The sequence below is a fragment of the Streptomyces sp. NPDC048481 genome, assembly GCF_043200075.1.
Taxonomy (GTDB): domain Bacteria; phylum Actinomycetota; class Actinomycetes; order Streptomycetales; family Streptomycetaceae; genus Streptomyces.
On sequence record NZ_JBICXC010000009.1, the window covers coordinates 226,096 to 247,612 of the forward strand.

Sequence of the window (21,517 nt, forward strand, 5' to 3'; positions counted from 1 at the left end):
GTGCCGTGGTACCGGACGCGGACGACTCTGCACTCTCCCGTTAAGGCATGTACATGACTTTACTAACTCGTCATGCCCTACTTGTCGGTTGACTCCTGGCGCCCCTCGGACTCCTCGGACCCTTCGCCCCCGGTGACCTCGGTCGCCGCTGCCGGCTCGGCCTTCGTGAGCTTGCCGGGCTCGGCGACGGCGGCCGGCTCGGTCGGCTCGGGAGCCTCCTCGCCGACCTCGGCGGCCTTGGTGACCTCGACGGCCTTCGGAGCTTCCGCGGCCTTCGCAGCCTCGGCGGCCTTCGGAGCCTCCGCGGCCTTCGCAGCCTCGGCGGCCTTCGGAGCCTCCGCGGCCTCGGCCGCCAGCGCCGCCGACGTCTCCGCCGACTCCGCCAGCACCTCGTCGGCCACCAGCTCCGCCGCCTCCTTCGCGGCGGTCAGCAGAACGGTGTCCTGCGGAGCCTGGTCCTCGAAGTTCTCCGGGTGGTGGCAGGCGACCTGCTGACCGGTCCGCAGCTCGACGAGCTTCGGCTCGGTGGTCTTGCAGATCTCCGTCGCCTTCCAGCACCGGGTGTGGAACCGGCAGCCGCTCGGCGGGGAGATCGGCGAGGGCACGTCGCCCTTGAGCAGGATCCGCTCGCTCTTGGCGTTCTTGCGCCGCGGGTCCGGGATCGGCACCGCGGACATCAGCGCCTTGGTGTACGGGTGCATCGGCGACTTGTAGAGCAGGTCGCGGTCGGCCAGCTCCACGATCTTGCCGAGGTACATCACCGCGATGCGGTCCGAGACGTGCCGGACGACCGAGAGGTCGTGCGCGATGATCACGTACGTGAGGCCCAGCTCCTGCTGGAGGTCGTCGAGCAGGTTGACGACCTGGGCCTGGATCGACACGTCCAGGGCCGAGACCGGCTCGTCGGCCACGACCAGCTTCGGGTTCAGCGCGAGCGCGCGGGCGATGCCGATGCGCTGGCGCTGACCGCCGGAGAATTCGTGCGGGTAGCGGTTGTAGTGCTCGGGGTTGAGCCCCACGACCGACAGCAGCCGCTGCACTTCCTTCTTGATGCCGCCCTCGGGCTCGACGCCCTGGAGCTTGAAGGGAGCGCCGACGATCGTGCCGATGGTGTGCCGGGGGTTCAGCGACGAGTACGGGTCCTGGAAGATCATCTGCACGTCGCGGCGCAGCGGACGCATGCCGCTGACGCCGAGGTGCGTGATGTCCTTGCCCTCGAACTCGACCTTGCCGCCGGTCGGTTCGAGCAGCCGGGTGATCAGCCGGCCCATGGTGGACTTGCCGCAGCCGGACTCGCCCACGACGCCGAGCGTCTCACCGGAGCGGACCTCGAAGTCGATGCCGTCGACCGCGTGCACCGCCCCGACCTGCCGCTGGAGCAGGCCCTTCTTGATGGGGAAGTGCTTTTGCAGCCCGGTCACCTTGAGCAGGACCTCGCCGGGGGCGGCGTCCTTGGTGAGGGTGGCTCCCGGTTCGGTCCGGCCGTCGGCCTGCGCGGGAATCGTCACCGCTTTCTCTTCGTCGCTCACAGCTTCGGCGCAATCTCTTCGGTCCAGATACGCTCCCGCTGCTCCTCGCCCAGGTGGCAGGCGGCCCAGTGCCGGCTCCCGACCTCGGACAGCTCGGGCCGGACGGTGCGGGTGACGTTGTCCTTGGGCAGATCCGCGTACGGGCAGCGCGGGTTGAAGGCGCAGCCGGACGGGATGTTGATCAGCGAGGGCGGCGAGCCCTTGACCGGGATCAGCCGCTCCTGCTGGTCGCGGTCCAGACGCGGCATCGAGCCGAGCAGACCCCAGGTGTAGGGGTGCCGGGGCTCGTAGAACACCTTGTCGGCCGGGCCCCGCTCGACGCAGCGGCCGCCGTACATCACCAGGATGTCGTCGGCGAGTTCGGCGACGACGCCCAGATCGTGGGTGATGACGATGACCGCGGAGCCGAACTCCTTCTGCAGGTCGCGGATGAGGTCGAGGATCTGCGCCTGGACCGTCACGTCCAGGGCGGTCGTCGGCTCGTCCGCGATGAGCAGCTCGGGGTTGTTGACCAGCGACATCGCGATCATCGCGCGCTGGCGCATACCGCCGGAGAACTCGTGCGGGTAGCTCTCCACCCGCTTGTCCGGCTGCGGGATGCCCACCCGGTCGAGCATCTCGACCGCACGGCGCTTGGCGGTCTTCTTGTCGACGTCGTGGTGGATGCGGTACGCCTCCACGATCTGCTGGCCGATCGTGTAGTACGGGTGCAGCGCGGACAGCGGATCCTGGAAGATCATCGCCATCTCGCGGCCCCGCAGCTTGCGCACGTGGTCGGGGTCGGCGGACAGCAGCTCGGTGCCGTCCAGCCAGATCTCACCGGAGATCTGCGCCTTGCGCTTGCCGTACTGGCCGGCGGTGTGCAGGCCCATGATGCCCAGCGAGGTCACCGACTTGCCGGAGCCGGACTCGCCCACGATGCCGAGGGTCTTGCCCTTCTCCAGCTGGAAGCTGAGTCCGTCGACGGACTTGACCAGGCCGTCGTCGGTGGGGAAGTGCACCTTGAGGTCGCGCACTTCGAGGAAGGCGGTCGGCGCGGGCGAAGGGGGGGTGGGCTCGCCCACGGCCGCTCCGCTCTTGCTGAGTTCGGTCATGCCAGCCTCACTCGGGGGTCGATCACGGCGTACATAATGTCCACCACGAGGTTGGCGACGAGCACCGCCAGAGAAGTGATCAGGGTGACGCCCAGGATGATGGGCAGGTCCTGGTTCTTGATGGCGTTGAGCACCGCCTGGCCGAGGCCGGGCAGGTTGAACGCCGTCTCGGTCAGGATCGCACCGCCGATGAGGGCGCCGAGGTCCATGCCGAGCATGGTCAGCAGCGGGGTCATCGTGGAGCGCATGGCGTGCTTGCCGATGACGGTCCGCTCCTTGAGGCCCTTGGCGCGGGCCGTGCGGATGTAGTCCTCACCGAGGATCTCGAGCATGGTGGCCCGGGTGATGCGGGCGTACATCGCCGCGTACAGGAACGCGAGGGTGACCCACGGCAGGATCATGCCGCCGAACCAGCCGCTGAAACTCTCGTCCAGCGGGACGAACTGCCCGTCGAACAGGTCGAGTCCGTACACGAAGATCGACAGGGCGACCATGCCGGTGAAGTAGATCGGCAGGGAGACGCCCGAGAGCGCGATGACCATCGCGCCGCGGTCCCACATGCTGCCCCGCTTGAGCGCGGAGAGCACGCCCGCCGAGACGCCGAAGATCAGCCACAGCACGGCGGCGCCGAGCGCGAGCGCCAGCGTCACCGGGAAGCGGTCGGTCAGCACCGGCCAGACGGCCTGCTCGCTGCGGAAGGAGTAGCCGAAGCACGGGGCGGCGCAGTGGATGGAGTCGCCACCGCCCGTGTAGGTGCGACCGGCGAAGATGCCCTTGAAGAACTCCCAGACCTGGGCGTAGATCGGGTCGCCCAGGCCCAGCTTCTCGCGCACACCCTCGACGGCGGCAGGGTCGGCCTGCTTGCCCACGAAGCTCAAGGCGATGTCTACGCCAGCCCACTTGGGGATGAGGAAGAAGATGCCGAAGACCACCATGACGATGACCACGAGCATCACTACGGCGGCGAACAGCCGCCTGATGAGGTAAGCGAGCACAGCTCTCGGCCCGCCGCGGACCGCGGGCCACCGGATTGTGTCCAGTGACCCGCGGGTCCGCCGCGCCGGCCTTCACCTGCCTTTCGTGCCGTTCGGCGGGTGTGCCGGGACTACTTCTTCGGGTTCTTCAGACCGAGGTTCACGAAGTCGTACTGACCGCTGTAACCGTCGGTGGTGTAGACGTTCGCCAGGTTGTCCGAGCGCCAGTTGATGAACCGCTCGAAGACGAAGGGCAGGTAGTACGCGCCCTCCATCACCTTGTGGTTGATCTCCGTGGCGATCTTGGTCTTGCCGGCGTCGTCCAGCGTGGTGACGTACGACGAGAACAGGCCGTCGATCGTCTTGTCGTTGATCAGCGCGTAGTTGTTGTTACCGCTCTGCGCGATGTACTTGCTGTTCCACAGCGGGAGACCGAAGCCCTGGACGGACGGGAAGTCCGGACCCCAGCCCATGATGATGATGCCGTAGCCCTTCTTCTTCACGTTCGAAGGGCTGCCGATGATGCCGGCGGTCTGCGAGCCGTCGTACTGGTCGATCTCGGCGGTGATGCCGACCTTCTTCAGCGACGCCTGGAGCGACTGGGCGGTGGCCACCTCGACCGGCTTGTTGTTGCGCACCGCGATGGTGGTCTTGAAGCCGTTCGGCTGACCGCAGGCCTTCAGGGCCGCCTTGGCCTCGGCCACGTTGCCGTTCTTGTTGTCGCCCGCGAGCTTGTACGGGTCGTACTTCTGGCCCTCGGCGCCCGGGACGGACGGCGGGAGCATGTTGGTGCCGATGTCGCCGCCGGCGACCGGGCCGCCACGGGCGGTCTGGAGCGACACGTGGTCGGCGCCGAGGATGACGGCCTTGCGGCACTCGATGTTGTTGAACGGCGCGACGCTCTGCGGGAAGACCGCGTAGCGGACGTAGCCGGAGACCGGGTTGTCCAGGTTGGCCTTGTGCTGCTTCAGGGCGGTGGTGCGGCCCTGCGGCGACATGCCGGTCTGGTTCAGGTCGAGGTCCAGGTCACCGCTGAGCAGACGCTGGTCGAGCTGGTTGGCGTCCGAGAAGAACTTGATGGTGATCTCGTCCGGGTAGGCCTTGCGGACCGGGTCCGAGGCCTGCTTCCAGCTGGTGTTGCGGACCAGCTTGAGGTCCTTGCCGGGGGCGTACGAGGCGAACTTGTACGGGCCCGAGGAGAACGGCTTGAGGCCGTACTTGGACTTGGTGTCCATGTCCTGGCGGACCGGCGACGCCGACACCAGGGCCAGCATCTCCTCGAAGTCCGAGTTGGCCTCGGGCAGGTGGAAGACGATGGTCTTGTCGTCGGGCGTGTCGATCGCCTTCAGACCCAGCTTGTCGGCCGACGTGTCCTTGTAGGGGCCCTTGTACGCGCCCTTGGGGTCGAGGACGTCCTTCAGGTACGTCGGACCGCCGGACAGCACGTCCTGCGCCCACACGCGCTCGATGCCGTACTTCACGTCCTTGGACGTGATCGGCTTGCCGTCCTCCCAGGTGACGCCGTCACGCAGGGTGTACGTGTAGGTCTTGCCGTCGTCCGTGACCTTCGCGGTCGCGGTGGCGAGGTCCGGAGTGATCTCGGCGCCCGCGGCGCCCGGCTCGGTCTTGTTGGTGACGAGCTGGCGGCTGTAGTAGCGCGCGAAGTTCCACATCATGCCGTAGTAGCCACGCGTGGTGTCCCACGAGTCGGCGTCCTGCGCGGCACCGAACTTCAGCGTGCCGCCCTTCTTGGCGGCGGAGGCCTGGGCGACCTTGTTGTTCGCGGCGTCGAAGCCGGCGGCGCCGGTCTTCGAGCCCTTGTCGTCGTCTCCGCCACCGCCGCACGCTGCCGTGGTCAGCAGCGCGGCGACCGCGGCAGTAGCGGCGAGCGCCTGCTTCCGCCGCCCTGAGGTGCGTTGGGTAGTCACGATCTCGGATCCTCCGGATAGATGAGAGATATCCCGTGTAAAGACCACGGAACGGTTGGGGCGCCGTGTTCCCGGCGGTTCTGCGGCTCGCTGTGGTCGCGGATCCCCTGCGGGGCGGATCAGCGCGAGGCCTTGGGGTCGAGCGCGTCCCGGATGCCGTCACCGAAGAGGTTGAACGCCAGCACGGTGATGAAGATCGCCAGACCGGGGACCACCATGTACATGGGGTCCGACTCGTAGTAGTCGATCGCGCTCGAGAGCATCTGTCCCCACGAGGCGGTGGGCGGCTTGACGCCGACGCCCAGGAAGCTCAGCGCCGCCTCGGTGAGGATGTTGGTGGGGATCATCATCGTGGTGTAGACGACGATCGGGGCGACCAGGTTGGGCAGCAGCTCCTTGAACAGGATGTACATCCGTCCGGCGCCGAGCGAGCGGGCGGCCTCGACGTACTCGCGCTCACGCAGCGAGAGCGTCTGGCCGCGCACCACGCGTCCGATGTAGGGCCATCCGAAGAAGCCGATGACCAGGATCATCACGAAGACGCGCACGCTCGAACCGGTGAGGCCCAGCATGTGGTTCGGCATGACGGAGACCAGCGCGATGATGAACAGCAGCTGCGGGAAGGCGAGCAGACCGTCCATCACCCGGCTGATCAGGGAGTCGACCCAGCCGCCGAAGAAGCCGGCGAGGATGCCCAGCACCGTTCCGAGGATCACGGCCACCACGGCGGACAGGAAGCCGACCAGGAGGGAGATCCGGGCCCCGTAGAGGATGCGGGCGAAGATGTCGCGGCCGTTGACCGGCTCGACGCCGAGCAGGTGGTCGCCGCTCAGACCGCCCAACGACCCCGTGGGGGTGCCGAAGAGCGGGTCGATGAGGCTCTCGTGGTACTCGTTCGGGTCCTGCCCGAGGAGGCTCGTGATGACGGGCGCGAGCAGCGCGACCACCACGAGGAGGAGCACCACGATTCCGCCCGTGAGGGCGAGCTTGTCCCGCTTGAGGCGCTCCCAGGCGATCCGGCCCAGGGAACGGCCCTGAACGGCCTTGGCGTCGCTGCTGGCGACCGCCGCTTCCTCGGCCGCACTCGGGGCCGCTTCCGCGGTCGGCTCGTGCAATGGTGCCGTCATCTGGCAGGGACCCCTCTCAACCGGCGGTAGCCGGCCCGCACTTGCCGCTGTAGCGGCGTGATCAGTCCGTAATACGCAGGGGATAAGTCCCCTGGAGCGGGAGTCTTCAACGCTTTGGCGATCTGTTGCCAGACTTGGCAGTGAATGGATGCGTAAACGTGATGCGGGTAGAGGGGTTCCGTTATCCGGACGGCGGGTAACGCCCCCCGGACAGTGACAAATTCGGGCACATTGGGCGCGTCCACCTCATATCGCCGTTATCTACGCGCGAAGAAGTCCGACTCCTGCCACGGGGTCGGGAGCGGCGAAGGGGTCAGTAACGTCCGGCGGGCGGAAAGCCGTAGCCGCCCGCGGGAGCCTGGGCGGGAGCGGCGGCGTGCGCCTCGCGGTCGTAGAACGGCCGCGCGTTGGCGCGCATCCACATGACGACGGGGTCGTACTCGTCGGTCATGGAGACCGTCGAGACCGGCAGCCCGTCCGGCACCGCTGCGATGGACTGCTGCATCATCGCCCGGACGGCGTCCACGGCCGGCGGGGAGGACTCGTAGACGTCGAGACCGAGGGCCAGGTAGGGCGCGCCCAGCGCGGGCTGCACCCAGGCCCGGCGCAACGCGCGGACCACGGGGGTGCGGTGGGCGTTCTGCGCGAGCAGGGCGTAGAACTGCGGGATCTCGATGCCGGGCTCGGACAGCCGCAGCGGGCCGGCGGGCTGGCGCTCCAGACCGGTGGCGATGCGGCGCAGGTCCAGCCAGGGGATGCCGATGCCGCCGCCGGGGGCGTGCGGGTTCAGCCAGAGGCCGTAGTGGTCGGGGTAGAGCGTGCGGGCCGCGTCCAGCCCGTCGATCACCTCGTACGACCTGTTCCAGCCGCTGGCGCTCAGCTCCTGCGCGGAGGTCACGCAGGGCGCGTAGCCGTGGCCCTCGACCTCCATGTTCCCGTACTGCGCGTCCGGGGAGCCGGCCTGGCCGTGCCACAGCAGCATCCAGACCTGGCCGGAGGAAGGGGTCGCGAGCGCGCGCAGGAGCGCCTCGTAGGCGTCGTAGCGCCCGGGCGTGACCTGGCGCAGCATGTGCTCGACCTGACCGGTCGCGATGCCGCTGGCGCTCACCTGTACCGCCCCTTCTTCCGTGTCGTCCCGCGTCGGAGTCCAGCTTAAGCGCCCAAGGGGTCAGGAGGACCGGCACGTTGGCGGGTGCGGTCCGTTTGTGACCCGGCGCCTTCGCGCGGGAGCCGCCGCGGGCCGCGGCCTAGGGCCGCGTGTAGAAGGGGCGGACCCGTTCCCGCAGCCACTCCCCCACCGGGTCCTGGGCGACGTCCAGCAGCACCAGGTTGACGGCCCAGGGCGACGCCGTCGCGCCCAGCGCCCTGCCGAGGGCCTCCAGCGGCAGGGCGCGCAGGTCGCCCTCCCACTGGGAGAGTTCCACGCCGACGAACATCACCGGGTCCGCCGTCTCGATGGCGGCCAGGCAGCGGCGGGCGGTGCGGACCACGCCGATGGCCTCGAACTCCGCGGAGGCCGCGGCCAGGAAGTCGACGGGGTCGTCCTGCCAGTCGGGCTCGTAGAGGCGGACCCGGCCGCCGCTCGCCGGGCCGTCCAGCGGGGTGCGGCCCGCCCGGCACAGTTCGGCCACGGCCGGCGGCGGCAGCGGGACGCCGACCACGCCGTCGGGGTTGACCAGGATGCCGGCCTGCGGGGGCAGCCCGCGGGCGAACTCCACGGCCGGGGCGACCGTGAACGACATGTGCGCGCCGGCGACCCGGCGCAGCTGCTCCTCGGAGCTGAAGACCGGCACGTACACCTGGCCGTCCAGCTCCAGCGTGGGCAGGTCGAGGGGGCCGCTGTGCGGGCCGCCGCCGCTGGGCAGCGGCACCCATACGAAGCTGCGGCCGAGCACCTCCACGATCCGGGCGCCGGCCTCGGGCACGCCGAGGGAGGCGGAGAGCACCTCCTCCAGCTCGTTGCCGGGCCATCCGCCGTGCGAATGGGGGTGTGCCTGCGCCGGGAAATCCGTCGGGAAGTCCGCCGGTGGGAAGTCCATCTGCCTACCGCCTGCCGAGAACCGCTCTCACTGCTGTGACCGAAAGGCTAACGGGTGCCGGGATGCCCGGTTCAGCCCGTGAAGCCGATGCGCCGCAGGACGTCGGCCGCGGGCCGGTCGAGCAGGACCGCCGCCCCGCAGCCCGCGGGCAGCCGTCCCTTCTCCGCCGCGCGCAGCAGCCGGGCGGCCGCGCGGCGGTGCCGCAGGAAGGCGTAGCGCGAGACGCCCCGGCCGCGCTCGCGCTGGCCCGCCAGCGCCGTGTCCGCGCCGACGTCGAGGACGATCAGGTGGAGCGTGCCGCCGCGGCGGCGGGCCGCGCGGCCCAGCCAGCCGCGGACCCAGGCCTGTGCGCCGCAGTCGTGCACGACGACGCCCCCGCCGCCGCGCAGGGCCCGGCGCAGCCCGGCGTAGTGGGAGAGACGGACGAGGGGGCGGTAGAGGGCGTAGGGCAGGAAGCCGGGCATGCGCGCGTCCCAGCGGTCGCGGGTGTCCTGGGAGTCGACCCGGACGCCGCCCGCGGTCCGCCGCATCAGCGTGGACTTTCCGCTGCCGGGCAGGCCGGTCACCACGACCAGGTCCCGGGGTCCGAAGAGCAGGCCGTGCGGGCTGCGGCCGGCCCGGTCGCGCAGGTCGCGGACCACGGGCGCGGGCCGCGCGGCGCGCGCCTCCCGGGCCGCCGGGCCCGGCCGGGCGGGCAGCGCGATCCCCGCGCCGGTGGCGAACGCCGTGGTCCTCGCCGTGCGCGTCGTCCTGTTCACCGTGATCGTCCTCCCCTGGGGTCAGGTTGGCCTCATCCCCGTCAAGCGTAAAGAGAAGGTAATGGGCGGCGTCTCGCGTTTTCGTGCGCGTACCGACACAGGCCGGTTACAGATCCGGCCTGCCGTGATCGGGGCGGGCCGTGCGATGATGGCCGCGCCAACTGCATACCGGCCGTTTGAATCCGCGCGGGAGAGTCCTCAGCAGCAGCTTCGCTGGGGCGCCGAAGGAGCAAGTCCCTCCCTTGAATCTCTCAGGCACCGTTACCGCGCGGGCGAGGCACATCTGAAAAGCGGGTCGCCCACGGGCGGCTCCACCCAAGGTGCAAGTCACGATCTTCGCGATCATGGCGAACCTCTCAGGTTCCGATGACAGATGGGGAGGAACGACCTCGCCATCCCCCACGCCCGGATCCGCTCGCGCGGGGGACCCCATTGCCCCTGGGAGACGACCGATGAGCAGTACCGAATCCACGGCCGTGCGCCGCACCGCGCTCGACGCCCTGCATCGCTCGCTGGGCGCGACGATGACCGACTTCGCCGGCTGGGACATGCCCCTGCGCTACGGCTCCGAGCGCGACGAGCACACCGCCGTGCGCACCCGGGCCGGGCTCTTCGACCTCTCGCACATGGGCGAGATCACCGTGAGCGGCCCGCAGGCGGCCGCACTCCTGAACTTCGCCCTGGTGGGCGACCTCGCGGCCGTGGGCACGGGCCGCGCCCGCTACACCATGATCTGCCGGGCCGACGGCGGCATTCTGGACGACCTGATCGTGTACCGGCTCGCCGAGAGCGAGTACATGGTCGTCGCGAACGCCTCCAACGCCCAGGTCGTGCTGGACGCCCTCGTGGAGCGCTCGGCGGGCTTCGACGCCGAGGTCCGCGACGACCGGGACGCCTACGCGCTGATCGCCGTCCAGGGCCCGCGGTCCCCCGGCATCCTGAAGTCGCTGACCGACGCCGACCTCGACGGCCTGAAGTACTACGCCGGTCTGCCCGGCACGGTCGCCGGCGTCCCCGCGCTCATCGCGCGCACCGGCTACACCGGTGAGGACGGCTTCGAGCTGTTCGTGAAGCCGGAGCACGCCATCGAACTGTGGCAGGCGCTCACCGAGGCCGGCGAGGGCGCCGGCCTGGTCCCCTGCGGTCTGTCCTGCCGGGACACGCTGCGCCTGGAGGCGGGCATGCCGCTGTACGGGCACGAGCTGAGCACCTCCCTCACCCCGTTCGACGCCGGTCTCGGCCGGGTGGTGAAGTTCCAGAAGGAGGGCGACTTCGTGGGGCGCGAGGCGCTCGCCGCGGCCGCCGCCCGGGCCGAGGAGAAGCCGCCGCGCGTGCTGGTCGGCCTGGTCGCCGAGGGGCGCCGCGTCCCGCGCGCCGGGTACGCGGTCGTCGCCGGCGGCGAGGTGATCGGCGAGGTCACCTCCGGCGCCCCCTCCCCCACCCTCGGCAAGCCGATCGCGATGGCGTACGTCGACGCGGCCCACGCGGCGCCGGGCGCCCCGGGCGTCGGCGTCGACATCCGCGGCGCGCACGAGCCGTACGAGGTCGTGGCGCTGCCGTTCTACCGGCGCCAGAAGTAGACACTGGGCGCGTCCCCGCGCCCACGTGTGCGACCGGACCGCGTGAGACTGCGCACATTTTCGCTGCTCACGCGCGCCCGCAGCCGTCCCCCTTCATCAGCACTCCCCCGCGTACAGGAGAATTCAGGCCATGAGCAACCCCCAGCAGCTGCGCTACAGCAAGGAGCACGAGTGGCTGTCGGTCGTCGAGGACGGCGTCTCGACGGTCGGCATCACGGAGCACGCGGCCAACGCGCTCGGCGACGTGGTCTTCGTCCAGCTCCCGGAGGTCGGCGACGCGGTGACCGCGGGCGAGTCCTGCGGCGAACTGGAGTCGACGAAGTCGGTCAGCGAGCTGTACGCCCCCGTCTCCGGTGAGATCGCCGAGGTCAACCAGGACGTCGTCGACGACCCGTCGCTGGTGAACTCCGCCCCCTTCGAGGGCGGGTGGCTGTTCAAGGTACGCGTCACGGACGAGCCGGGCGACCTGCTCTCCGCCGACGAGTACACCGCCTACACCGCCGGCTGAGGAGTCGCAGACGCATGTCCGTCCTGAACACGCCCCTGCACGAGCTCGACCCGGAGATCGCCGCCGCGGTCGACGCCGAGCTGAACCGCCAGCAGTCCACGCTCGAGATGATCGCCTCGGAGAACTTCGCTCCGCTCGCGGTCATGGAGGCGCAGGGCTCGGTGCTGACCAACAAGTACGCCGAGGGCTACCCGGGCCGCCGCTACTACGGCGGCTGCGAGCACGTGGACGTCGCCGAGCAGATCGCGATCGACCGGATCAAGGAGCTGTTCGGCGCCGAGTACGCCAACGTGCAGCCCCACTCCGGCGCGTCCGCCAACCAGGCCGCCCTGTTCGCGCTGGCCCAGCCCGGCGACACCATCCTCGGGCTCGACCTGGCGCACGGCGGCCACCTGACCCACGGGATGCGGCTGAACTTCTCCGGCAAGCAGTTCGACGTGGTCGCCTACCACGTGGACGAGGCGACCGGCCTGGTCGACATGGCCGAGGTGGAGAAGCTCGCCAAGGAGCACCGCCCCAAGGTGATCATCGCGGGCTGGTCGGCGTACCCGAGGCAGCTGGACTTCGCCGAGTTCCGCCGGATCGCCGACGAGGTCGAGGCGTACCTGTGGGTGGACATGGCGCACTTCGCCGGTCTGGTCGCGGCGGGCCTGCACCCGAACCCGGTCCCGTACGCCGACGTCGTCACCTCCACCACCCACAAGACGCTGGGCGGGCCCCGGGGCGGTGTCATCCTCGCGAAGAAGGCGTTCGCGAAGAAGCTGAACTCGTCCGTCTTCCCGGGCTTCCAGGGCGGCCCCCTGGAGCACGTGATCGCCGCCAAGGCGGTCTCCTTCAAGGTCGCGGCCTCGGAGGACTTCAAGGAGCGCCAGCGCCGTACAGTGGACGGTGCGCGCATCCTCGCCGAGCGTCTGACGGCCGAGGACACGCGCAAGGCGGGTGTGAACGTCCTGTCCGGCGGTACGGACGTCCATCTGATCCTGGTCGACCTGCGCGAGTCGGAGCTCGACGGGCAGCAGGCCGAGGACCGTCTCCACGAGGTCGGCATCACGGTCAACCGCAACGCGGTCCCGAACGACCCCCGGCCGCCGATGGTCACCTCGGGCCTGCGGATCGGCACGCCGGCCCTCGCGACCCGCGGCTTCACCGCCGAGGACTTCGCGGAGGTCGCCGACGTGATCGCGCGGACGCTGACGGCGCCCTCGCCCTTCGCGGAGGCCGACCGGGCGGAGCTGAAGGCCCGGGTCACCGCCCTGGCCGACAAGCACCCGCTGTACCCCGGCCTGAACAAGTAGTTCCACGGCGGGGGCGCCCGACGACGTGCGCCCCCGCCCTTTTTGAAGGAGTACCCGTGGCCATCTCGGTCTTCGACCTGTTCTCGATCGGCATCGGCCCGTCCAGCTCCCACACTGTCGGCCCGATGCGCGCGGCGCGCATGTTCGCGCGGCGGCTGCGCAACGAGGGCCTGCTGGAGTCCACCGCGTCGGTCCGCTGCGAGCTGTACGGCTCGCTGGGCGCGACCGGCCACGGCCACGGCACCCCCAAGGCGGTGCTGCTCGGACTGGAGGGCGCCTCGCCGCGCACCGTCGACGTCGCGGGCGCGGACGACCGGGTGGCGCGGATCAAAGAGTCCTCACGGCTGCGGCTGCTCGGCAGCCACGAGATCGCGTTCTCCTTCGACGACGACCTGGTGCTGCACCGCCGCAAGGCCCTGCCCTACCACGCCAACGGCATGACGGTGTGGGCCCACGACGCCTCGGGCGCGGAACTGCTGTCCAAGACGTATTACTCGGTCGGCGGCGGCTTCGTCGTCGACGAGGACGCGGTCGGCGAGGACCGCATCAAGCTCGACGACACGGTGCTGAAGTACCCCTTCCGCACGGGTGACGAGCTGCTGCGCCTGACCCGTGAGACCGGCCTGTCGATCTCCTCCCTGATGCTGGAGAACGAGCGGGCCTGGCGCACGGAGGACGAGATCCGGGCCGGGCTGCTGGAGATCTGGCGCGTGATGCAGGCCTGTGTGTCCCGGGGCATGTCCCAGGAGGGCATCCTGCCGGGCGGTCTGCGGGTGCGCCGCCGCGCCGCCATGACGGCCCGTCAACTGCGGGCGGAGGGCGACGCGTTGGCCCACTCCATGGAGTGGATCACGCTGTACGCGATGGCGGTCAACGAGGAGAACGCGGCCGGCGGCCGGGTGGTGACGGCCCCGACCAACGGCGCGGCCGGCATCATCCCCGCGGTCCTGCACTACTACATGAACTTCGTTCCCGGCGCGGACGAGGACGGTGTGGTCCGCTTCCTCCTCGCGGCCGGCGCGATCGGCATGCTGTTCAAGGAGAACGCCTCCATCTCCGGCGCCGAGGTCGGCTGCCAGGGCGAGGTCGGCTCCGCCTGCTCGATGGCGGCGGGCGCCCTGGCCGAGGTGATGGGCGGCTCCCCCGAGCAGGTCGAGAACGCGGCCGAGATCGGCATGGAGCACAACCTCGGCCTCACCTGCGACCCCGTCGGCGGTCTGGTGCAGATCCCCTGCATCGAGCGCAACGGCATGGCCGCGGTGAAGGCGGTCACGGCGGCCCGCATGGCGATGCGCGGCGACGGCTCGCACAAGGTGTCCCTGGACAAGGTCATCAAGACCATGAAGGACACCGGCGCCGACATGAGCGTCAAGTACAAGGAGACGGCCCGCGGCGGGCTGGCCGTGAACATCATCGAGTGCTAGAGCAGCGCCTCGACGTTCTCAGGCGTGTCGGCCGACTCGCCGTCTGCCGAAGGCCACCCGGGCACCTCGCCGGGTGGCCTTCGGCATTTCTCCGTGCCGCACGGCGACCGAAACAACCGATCGCCCGCACGACGCCCGATTCCGCCGGGAATTGTTCTCCGATTTCCCTCGCGCCCCTCCCTCGCATTGACCGATGCCATATATTCGACGGGCCGTACGAACGCACGCCCGAACAACGGGCCGGCTCCACGGGGGATTGACGGTGCGTTGTCTGCCTCCGCACGAGGGAGGATTACTGTGACGGAACAGGGATCCGGAGCATCCGAGGACATTTCCGGGGAAAGTCCGGGGCTTTCCCGGCGTTCTCTGCTGCACCGTTCGGGCGCCGTCGGGCTGGGGGCGCTCTGGCTCGGCGCGGGCGGCGTCGCGTACGCCGACGACGCGGCCGGCGGGGCGGCCGGAAACGGCCTCGTCCGCGTCGACACCCATGAGAGCGCCAATCTGTGCGTCGCGCTGTCGCCGGACGGCACGACGCTCGCGATGGACGCGCTCAACGCGATCTGGCTGTTACCGCTCAAGGGCGGCACGGCCCGCCGGCTCACCGACGACGTGCTGGACGCGACGCAGCCGCACTGGGCGCCCGACGGACGCAGCCTGGTGTTCCAGTCGTTCCGCGACGGGACGTACGACCTGTGGCGCATCGGCGTCGACGGGTCCGGGGCGCGCCGGCTGACCAGCGGCGACGGGTACGACCAGGAGCCCAAGGTCTCGCCGGACGGCCGTTCGGTCGCGTTCGCCTCGGACCGGGACAACGCCGGGCGGATCGAGGTCCTCGACCTCTCGACGGGCGTGCGCCGCGCGATCACCCGGCAGGACCGCGACCTCGCCATGCCGACGTGGTCCCCGGACGGGCGGGAGGTGGCCTACGTCGCCGAGTACGGCTCGATCGAGGCCGTCGACCTCGCGACGGGAGCGGCGCGGACCCTGCTCACCGGCCCCGCGGACGCCGCGCTGTACGCGCCGTCGTTCGCCCCCGACGGCCGCCGGGTGGCGTACGTCCGGGTCACCGGCGCGCGCGCCGAACTCATGGTGGACGACCGGGTCGTCTCCGAGGACGAGGACGTCTTCCCGCTGGCGCCGGTCTGGCTGTCGGCCGACGAGCTGCTCTACACGGCCGACGGCCGGATATGCAGGCGCCGGCTCGACGGTGGCGGCGGGCGCGCCATGGTCCCGTTCACCGCCTCGGTCGAGGTGCGGCGGGTGGACCACGACAAGCGCAGGGGACCGGACCTGACCGGCGACGGTCCCCAGGACGTCCTGGGCATCGCCGACCCCGCGCTCTCCCCCGACGGCCGCAAGGTCGCCTTCCGGGCGCTGAACGCGCTGTGGCTGCGCACCGGCGCCGAGCGGCCCGTCAGGATCGTCTCGGACGGCTACTTCAACTCCTCCCCCGACTGGTCGCCCGACGGCCGCTCCCTCGTCTACGTCAGCGACCGGGCCGGCACCGCGAACCTGTGGCGCCACGACGTCGCCTCGGGCGTCGCCGAGCGGCTCACCGACCTGCCGAACGCCCAGCTCTCGCCCCGCTGGTCCCCGGACGGCTCCCGGATCGCCTATCAGGACGAGAGCGGCGCCACCTGGGTGCTGACCCTGGCCGACGGCTCGGTCACGAAGGTCGTCCCCGCCCTGTACCAGCCGGGTCCGCCCGCCTGGTCGCCGAACGGCAGGATCCTCGCCCTGGCCGCGGCCGCCCCCTACTCGCGGCGCAGCGTCAACGGCGTGAACCAGATCCTCACCGTCGACCTGACCACGCACGAACTGCGCTACCAGAGCGTGGCGCCCGGGCGTTCGGTCTCCACCCGCAGCGGCGACGGCCCGCTGTGGACGCCCGACGGCACGCATCTCGTCGTCGGCATCGAGAGCCAGGCGTGGAAGGTCCCGGTCGACGCGGCGGGGACGATCACCGGCGAGCCGGTGCGGATCGCCGACGACGTCGCCGACTCGCTCTCCGTGGGGGCGCGCTGCGGCGCGCTGCTCTATCTCTCGCTGGGGCGGCTGCGCACGGTCGGCCTCGACGGCGGCTCGCCGCGCACCCTGCCGACCCGGCTGACCTGGACCCGCCGCCCCGCCCCCGCCGGACGGACCGTGGTGCGCGCGGGAGCGGTGTGGGACGGCACGGCCGGCTCGCTGCGCCACGACGTGGACGTCGTGCTGCGCGGCGACCGTGTCGAGGAGGTCGTGCGCCGGGGAGGCGCGCGCGGCGAACGGGTCGTCGACGCCTCCGGCCTCACCGTCATGCCGGGGCTGATCGACACCCACAACCACTGGCACTGGCGCGGCCCGCAGTGGGGGGACCGGCAGGGCCGGGCCTGGCTCGCGTACGGCGTCACCACCAGCCGCAGCCCCGGCGATCCCGCCTACCAGATGGTCGAGACGCGCGAGGCGCTGGCGGCCGGGACCAAGGTCGGGCCGCGCTACTTCGGGTCCGGCGAGGGCCTGGAGGGGACCCGCGGGCGGCACCGCGTGATGCGGCCGGTCTTCTCCCGCGACCAGCTGGACCGGGACCTGCGGCGCGCCCTCGCCCTGCGCTACGACCTGCTGAAGTCGTACATCCGCCTGCCGGTGGAGTACCAGCGGGAGGTGGTGGCGCGCGGGCACGCGGCCGGCATCCCGGTGACCTCGCACTACCTCTACCCGGCGGCCCGCGAGGGCCTGGACGGCATGGAGCACACCGGCGGCGGCAACCGCCTCGGCTACTCGCGGACGCTGAGCTTCGCCGCCGGGCGGACCTTCCAGGACTCGGTGGACCTGCTGGCGGCGAGCGGCATGTGGATCTCCACGACGACGCTGTTCGCGAGCGAGCTGTTCGTGGAGGACCGCTCCCTGGTCGAGGACGAGCGGACCCGGGTGCTGTACCCCGACTGGGAGTACGCCCGGCTGGTGCAGAAGGCGGACGGCGCGGCGTCGGACAGCGCGGACACCCGGCTCAACCACGCCTGGACCGTCGGCGACTGCGACATGCTGCTGCGGGTGCACCGGGCCGGCGGGCTGGTCGTCGCCGGCACGGACTCGGCCCTGGACGACATCGGCATCAGCCTCCACCAGAACCTGCGGATCCTGGTGAAGTACGGGTTCACCCCGCGTGAGGCGCTCCAGACGGCCACCGGGAACGCCGCCCGGGCGCTCGGCCTGGGCGACCGGCTGGGCAGGGTGGCGCCGGGCCGGCTGGCCGACCTGGTGGGCGTCGAGGGCGACCCGCTCACCGACATCCGCGCGGCGGCGGCGGTGCGCACGGTCATGGTGGGCGGCCACCCGTACGAGGTGCCCGAGCTGCTCGCGCCGTTCCGGCCGGCCGCGGCCGCCGCCCGTGGCGCCGCACCGGGCGGCGCCGTGCGCAACCGGGTCCGGGCCGCGGCGCCCAGCGCCCGCGACGACGCCGCGTACTACTGGCACGAGGCGGAGTGGCGGCACCTCGGCTGCTGCCGCTCCCGCTGACGCCCGCGGACTCCCGCGCGCAGCAGGGTCCGGGACCGGCTTCGGCCGGTCCCGGACCCTTGTCCGCGGAGTTCCGCGGGAAGTGCCCGTGATTCCCGCGGATCGCCTCGGGGACGCCCACGGACGCGTCGCGAACGACCGAGGAACGCCCGGACGGCACCCTGGGAATGCCCGGAGGATACATGCGGGAACGCATGCGGAATTCCCTGCGGGGGTTTTCCGCAGCAATTCTTCGGCGTTCCTTCTCCGCTTCCCTTGCTTCTTGGGCTTCCGCCCCCGAGCCGTCAGTTCACCTGGCGCTCGCGGTCGGCCCAGAATTCCTTGCGGAGTTCCCTTCTGAGGATCTTTCCACTGGGATTGCGGGGCACGCGCTCGATGAACTCGTAGCCGCTCGGGGACTTGAAGTCGGCGAGCCGCCCCTGGAGGTGGAGCTTCAGCTCCCGCGGGCTCGCCGACATCCCCGGTCTCAGCACGACGAAGGCGCGCACGACCTCGCCCCAGCGGTCGTCGGGCACCCCGATGACGGCGGCCTCGGCCACCGCCGGGTGGGTGGCCAGCGCGTTCTCCACCTCGGCCGGGTAGACGTTCTCGCCGGCGACGATGACGGTGTCCTTGAGGCGGTCGCAGACGTAGACGTAGCCGTCCTCGTCGAGGTAGCCGGCGTCCCCGGTGTGCAGCCAGCCGTCGGCGAGGGTCTCCTGGGTCGCCTCCTTCATGCCCCAGTACTCCACCATCACCGCGGGCGTGCGCAGACAGATCTCCCCGATGGCGCCGGACGGGAGGGAGTCGCCCTCGTCGCTGACCACCTTCACCTCGACACCGGGGTACGGGCGGCCCGCGGCGCGCAGCCGGGGGCTGCCGGGGCGGTGCTCCGAGGGCGGCAGGCACAGCGCGGTGTTGCCGCTCTCGGTGAGCCCGTACAGCTGGCCGAGGTCGCAGCCCAGGATCTCCATGCACCGGAGCATCAGCGTCTCGGAGATCGGGGAGCCGCCGTAGGTGACCTTGCGCAGCGAGGCGAAGTGGGCGGGCCCGACGCCGGGTTCGGACACCATCATCTGAAGCATCGCCGGCACGGCGCAGGTGGTGGTGACGCCGTGTTCGCGGATCAGCCGCACGGCGTCGTGCGCGGCGAACATGCGCATGGCCACGTTGGTCACGCCGGCGTTGAAGGCCTGCATGGCCCACCAGATGCCGGCCACGTGGAAGCCGGGGATGCAGATGAGGCTGACGTCCTGCGGGTACCAGTCGATCCAGTCGAGGCCGTGGTCGGCGAGCAGGTCGCGGACCGCGAAGAAGCTGCGGTGGGCGAGGACGACGCCCTTGGGCAGGCCGGTGGTGCCGCTGGTGTAGATCTGGGTGACCGGGTCGTCGGGCTGGGCCCGCGCCGCGAGGTCGTCGTCGCTCCGGTCCGCCTTCCACTCCCGCAGGCCCTCGCCCCGGTCGTCGCCGCCGTCGATCACGACGAGCGCGGGGCGGGCCGGCAGCTCCTCGCGGATGCGGGCGGCGGTGCCGGCGTACTCGTCCTCCACGAAGAGGACTTCGGCGCCGGAGTCGCGGAGGATGTGCTCCACCTCGGCGGGGGTGAGCCGCCAGTTGATCGGGACGAGCACCGCTCCCGTCTTGGCGCAGGCGAAGAAGATCTCGTAGTAGTGCTCGGACTCCTTGCCCAGGAAGGCGACCCGGGTGCCCCGCCCGGCGCCGGCCGCCAGCAGGGCCCGGGCCGTGCGGTTGCTCTCCCGGTGCAGCTGCTCGTAGGTGACGCTGCGGCCCTCGCAGCTCAGGGCGGTGCGCCGCGGGTGGTGCATGGCGTGAAACGCCACCGTGTCGACGGCGGTCCTGAGGTTCGGGTAGTGCATGAAGGGGTGTCCTGTCCGTAGAGGGCTGGGGCTCAGATCCAGTTGTGGTGGTCGGGCCAGTGGCGCCGCCCGACCGGCGCGGGGCCGGGGAGGTGGAGCAGTTCGGGGCGCAGGCGGCCGGCCGGCCACCACTCGTCGGTGGCGGGGGCCTCCCCGGCGAGGTGGCGCCGGGCGTGCCGGGCCGCCTCGGCGTGCGCGGTCGCTCCGGGGGCGTCGGAGTCCGTGCCGCCGCCGGCCGTCGCGGCCCGTTCCAGGGCGGCGAGGAGGCCGTCGCGGTCGTGGACGACGGTCGCGTACCGGACGGCGGGGTGGTCGCGGCCTTCGGCGAGGGTCCGGCAGACGGCGGCGGGGGTCCAGCCCGCCCGGCGCCGCAGATGCCGGTGCAGCCGGGCGGCCGTGCCGGCCAGCGCCTCGGCGCTGTGCGCCGACAGCAGCAGCGGCCACGGGCCCCCGTCCCCGTCGGCCCCGTCGGCCCCGGCGGTCCCGGGGGGTGTGGCGTCGGTGGCGGGCGGGCGCTCGGGGACGCTCTCCAGGACGACGTGGGCCAGGGTGCCGCAGAACCCGAAGCCGCTGACGGCCGCCCGCCTCCTGCCCCGCGTGGGCCAGGGCTGCGGCTTCGCGGCGAGCCGCAGCGCGGTCCGGCCCCACGGGATGTCCGGGTCCGCCTCGTCCTCGCCGGGCTGCGGCGGGATCTCGGCGTGGGCGAGCGCCAGCACCGTCTTCATCAGCCCCGGTGCGCCGGAGGCGGTTTCGAGGTAGCCGAGGTTCGCCTTGCAGGAGCCGATGTACAGCGGCGGCGCGTCCGGCGAGCGCCGCGCGTACGCGTCGGCCAGGGTCTCGGCCTCGATCTGGCCGCCGATCCGCGAGCCGTTGGCCTGCGCCTCGACGTACTGCACGTCCTCGGGGGCGACGTCCGCGTCCTGGAGGGCGCGCTGGATCACGGTCTTCTGACCGCGGGCCGGGGCGACCGAGATGCCGGGCCGGTCGCCCTGGGCGTGGACGGCGCTGCCCCGCACGAGCGCGTACGGCCGGTCCCCGTCGGCGGCCGCGTCCGCGTACCGCTTCAGGACGACGACCCCGCAGCCCTCGCCGCGGACGTGTCCGTCGGCGTGCCGGGTGAAGGGCCTGCTGCGGCCGGTCGGCGACAGCATCCCGGCCCGGTCGAGGATGCCGGTGCTGAACGGGGAGAGCAGCAGGTTGCAGGTGCCGACGAGGGCGATGTCGCACTCGCGGGCGCGCAGCGCCCGCACCGCCAGGTGCACGGCCGTCAGCATGGACGAGGACGCGGTGTCGACGGTGACGGCCGGGCCGTCGAGTCCCAGCGACAGCGCGATGCGGCCGCTGAAGGCGCTGGGCGAGGAGCCCGTGCTCATGTGCCCGGTCAGCGCGTCGGCGGGGATCCCGCCGCGCAGCCAGGCGTACGGGTACTCGACCGGCCCGGCCACCGCGTACACGCCGACGGTCCGGCCCCGCAGCCGCCCCCGGGACAGGTTGGCGTCGGCGAGGGCCTGGGCGGCGACCTCCAGCAGCAGGCGCTGCTGCGGGTCCATGTGGCGGGCCTCCTCGTGTCCGATGCCGAACCGGTCGGCGTCGAAGAGGTCCACGTCCGTCAGGTAGGCGCCCTGGCGCAGCCGGGGGGCCAGCGGCGCGAGGTCGGGCGCGGCGAGGTTCCAGCGCGGGCGGCCGAGGCTGTCGACGGGCACGCCGGCCGTGTCGGTGGGCAGGACCCGCCCCTCGCGGAGCGCGGCCCAGAACTCCTCGGGGTCGTCGAGCCCGCCGGGGAGCCGGCAGCCCATGCCGATGACGGCGACCGGCTGGGTCCGCTCGTGGTGCTGCCTGGCCAGCATCACCATGAGCTGTTTCCTCGACAGGGTCTCCAGGTGGTCGATGTAGCTCGTCACGTTCGGGCC

General features: G+C 71.6%; 15 protein-coding genes and 1 riboswitch. Of the genes, 5 read left to right on the plus strand and 10 right to left on the minus strand.

Annotated elements, in window-relative coordinates; genetic code table 11:
- Positions 1 to 77 precede the first annotated feature (77 nt).
- The 8 genes from ACGFSH_RS25910 to ACGFSH_RS25945 form a co-directional block, all read right to left on the minus strand.
- Positions 78 to 1,508, minus strand: a complete 1,431-nt coding sequence (locus tag ACGFSH_RS25910) for an ABC transporter ATP-binding protein (RefSeq protein ID WP_393352690.1) — start codon at positions 1,506 to 1,508, stop codon at positions 78 to 80.
- Between the two features lie 17 nt (positions 1,509 to 1,525).
- A complete protein-coding gene (locus ACGFSH_RS25915; protein ID WP_393352693.1) occupies positions 1,526 to 2,623 on the minus strand; it encodes an ABC transporter ATP-binding protein in 1,098 nt (365 codons plus the stop codon).
- A complete protein-coding gene (locus tag ACGFSH_RS25920; RefSeq protein WP_393352696.1) occupies positions 2,620 to 3,618 on the minus strand; it encodes an ABC transporter permease in 999 nt (332 codons plus the stop codon). Before ACGFSH_RS25920 ends, ACGFSH_RS25915 begins: the two co-directional genes overlap by 4 nt.
- A gap of 110 nt (positions 3,619 to 3,728) precedes the next feature.
- Positions 3,729 to 5,525: an ABC transporter substrate-binding protein gene (locus ACGFSH_RS25925; RefSeq protein ID WP_393352699.1), complete on the minus strand. Its 1,797-nt coding sequence runs from the start codon at positions 5,523 to 5,525 to the stop codon at positions 3,729 to 3,731.
- Between the two features lie 119 nt (positions 5,526 to 5,644).
- Complete coding sequence (locus ACGFSH_RS25930) at positions 5,645 to 6,652, minus strand: ABC transporter permease (RefSeq protein ID WP_393352703.1); 1,008 nt, start codon at positions 6,650 to 6,652, stop codon at positions 5,645 to 5,647.
- A 313-nt stretch (positions 6,653 to 6,965) separates the two neighbouring features.
- Positions 6,966 to 7,760 (minus strand): enhanced serine sensitivity protein SseB C-terminal domain-containing protein, encoded by a 795-nt coding sequence (locus tag ACGFSH_RS25935; protein ID WP_393352706.1) that lies wholly within the window; start codon positions 7,758 to 7,760, stop codon positions 6,966 to 6,968.
- Between the two features lie 139 nt (positions 7,761 to 7,899).
- Positions 7,900 to 8,691: an enhanced serine sensitivity protein SseB gene (locus tag ACGFSH_RS25940; protein WP_393352709.1), complete on the minus strand. Its 792-nt coding sequence runs from the start codon at positions 8,689 to 8,691 to the stop codon at positions 7,900 to 7,902.
- Between the two features lie 71 nt (positions 8,692 to 8,762).
- The gene (locus tag ACGFSH_RS25945) at positions 8,763 to 9,449 is read right to left on the minus strand and encodes an AAA family ATPase (protein WP_393352711.1); all 687 of its coding nucleotides are present in this window, start codon (positions 9,447 to 9,449) and stop codon (positions 8,763 to 8,765) included.
- Between the two features lie 177 nt (positions 9,450 to 9,626).
- Positions 9,627 to 9,726: riboswitch (glycine riboswitch) on the plus strand.
- 175 nt (positions 9,727 to 9,901) lie between these two features.
- Here ACGFSH_RS25945 and gcvT point away from each other — a divergent pair.
- From gcvT to ACGFSH_RS25970, 5 genes are all read left to right on the plus strand, one after another.
- Positions 9,902 to 11,029: a glycine cleavage system aminomethyltransferase GcvT gene (gene gcvT, locus ACGFSH_RS25950; protein ID WP_393352713.1), complete on the plus strand. Its 1,128-nt coding sequence runs from the start codon at positions 9,902 to 9,904 to the stop codon at positions 11,027 to 11,029.
- Between the two features lie 130 nt (positions 11,030 to 11,159).
- A complete protein-coding gene (gcvH, locus tag ACGFSH_RS25955) occupies positions 11,160 to 11,537 on the plus strand; it encodes a glycine cleavage system protein GcvH (protein ID WP_329413832.1) in 378 nt (125 codons plus the stop codon).
- Positions 11,538 to 11,551: 14 nt separating this feature from the next.
- Positions 11,552 to 12,832 carry a serine hydroxymethyltransferase gene (glyA, locus tag ACGFSH_RS25960; RefSeq protein WP_393352715.1) on the plus strand — a complete coding sequence of 427 codons (1,281 nt, stop codon included), beginning with the start codon at positions 11,552 to 11,554 and terminating at the stop codon, positions 12,830 to 12,832.
- 56 nt (positions 12,833 to 12,888) lie between these two features.
- Positions 12,889 to 14,256 carry an L-serine ammonia-lyase gene (locus ACGFSH_RS25965; RefSeq protein WP_393352717.1) on the plus strand — a complete coding sequence of 456 codons (1,368 nt, stop codon included), beginning with the start codon at positions 12,889 to 12,891 and terminating at the stop codon, positions 14,254 to 14,256.
- Between the two features lie 297 nt (positions 14,257 to 14,553).
- Complete coding sequence (locus tag ACGFSH_RS25970) at positions 14,554 to 17,751, plus strand: amidohydrolase family protein (protein ID WP_393352719.1); 3,198 nt, start codon at positions 14,554 to 14,556, stop codon at positions 17,749 to 17,751.
- A gap of 284 nt (positions 17,752 to 18,035) precedes the next feature.
- Here ACGFSH_RS25970 and ACGFSH_RS25975 read toward each other — a convergent pair whose 3' ends face one another.
- Together ACGFSH_RS25975 and ACGFSH_RS25980 are read right to left on the minus strand one after the other, a co-directional pair.
- A complete protein-coding gene (locus tag ACGFSH_RS25975; RefSeq protein WP_393352721.1) occupies positions 18,036 to 19,607 on the minus strand; it encodes a long-chain-fatty-acid--CoA ligase in 1,572 nt (523 codons plus the stop codon).
- A 32-nt stretch (positions 19,608 to 19,639) separates the two neighbouring features.
- Positions 19,640 to 21,508, minus strand: a complete 1,869-nt coding sequence (locus ACGFSH_RS25980; RefSeq protein WP_393352723.1) for a polyketide synthase — start codon at positions 21,506 to 21,508, stop codon at positions 19,640 to 19,642.
- Positions 21,509 to 21,517: the final 9 nt, after the last annotated feature.

What these genes read in the sequence shown, in the direction of transcription:
- ACGFSH_RS25915 (WP_393352693.1), bottom strand. Translation starts at nt 2,623, where the DNA reads ATGACCGAACTCAGCAAGAGCGGAGCGGCCGTGGGCGAGCCCACCCCC.
- ACGFSH_RS25930 (WP_393352703.1), bottom strand. Translation starts at nt 6,652, where the DNA reads ATGACGGCACCATTGCACGAGCCGACCGCGGAAGCGGCCCCGAGTGCG.
- ACGFSH_RS25940 (WP_393352709.1), bottom strand. Translation starts at nt 8,691, where the DNA reads ATGGACTTCCCACCGGCGGACTTCCCGACGGATTTCCCGGCGCAGGCA.
- gcvT (WP_393352713.1), top strand. Translation starts at nt 9,902, where the DNA reads ATGAGCAGTACCGAATCCACGGCCGTGCGCCGCACCGCGCTCGACGCC.
- gcvH (WP_329413832.1), top strand. Translation starts at nt 11,160, where the DNA reads ATGAGCAACCCCCAGCAGCTGCGCTACAGCAAGGAGCACGAGTGGCTG.
- glyA (WP_393352715.1), top strand. Translation starts at nt 11,552, where the DNA reads ATGTCCGTCCTGAACACGCCCCTGCACGAGCTCGACCCGGAGATCGCC.
- ACGFSH_RS25975 (WP_393352721.1), bottom strand. Translation starts at nt 19,607, where the DNA reads ATGCACTACCCGAACCTCAGGACCGCCGTCGACACGGTGGCGTTTCAC.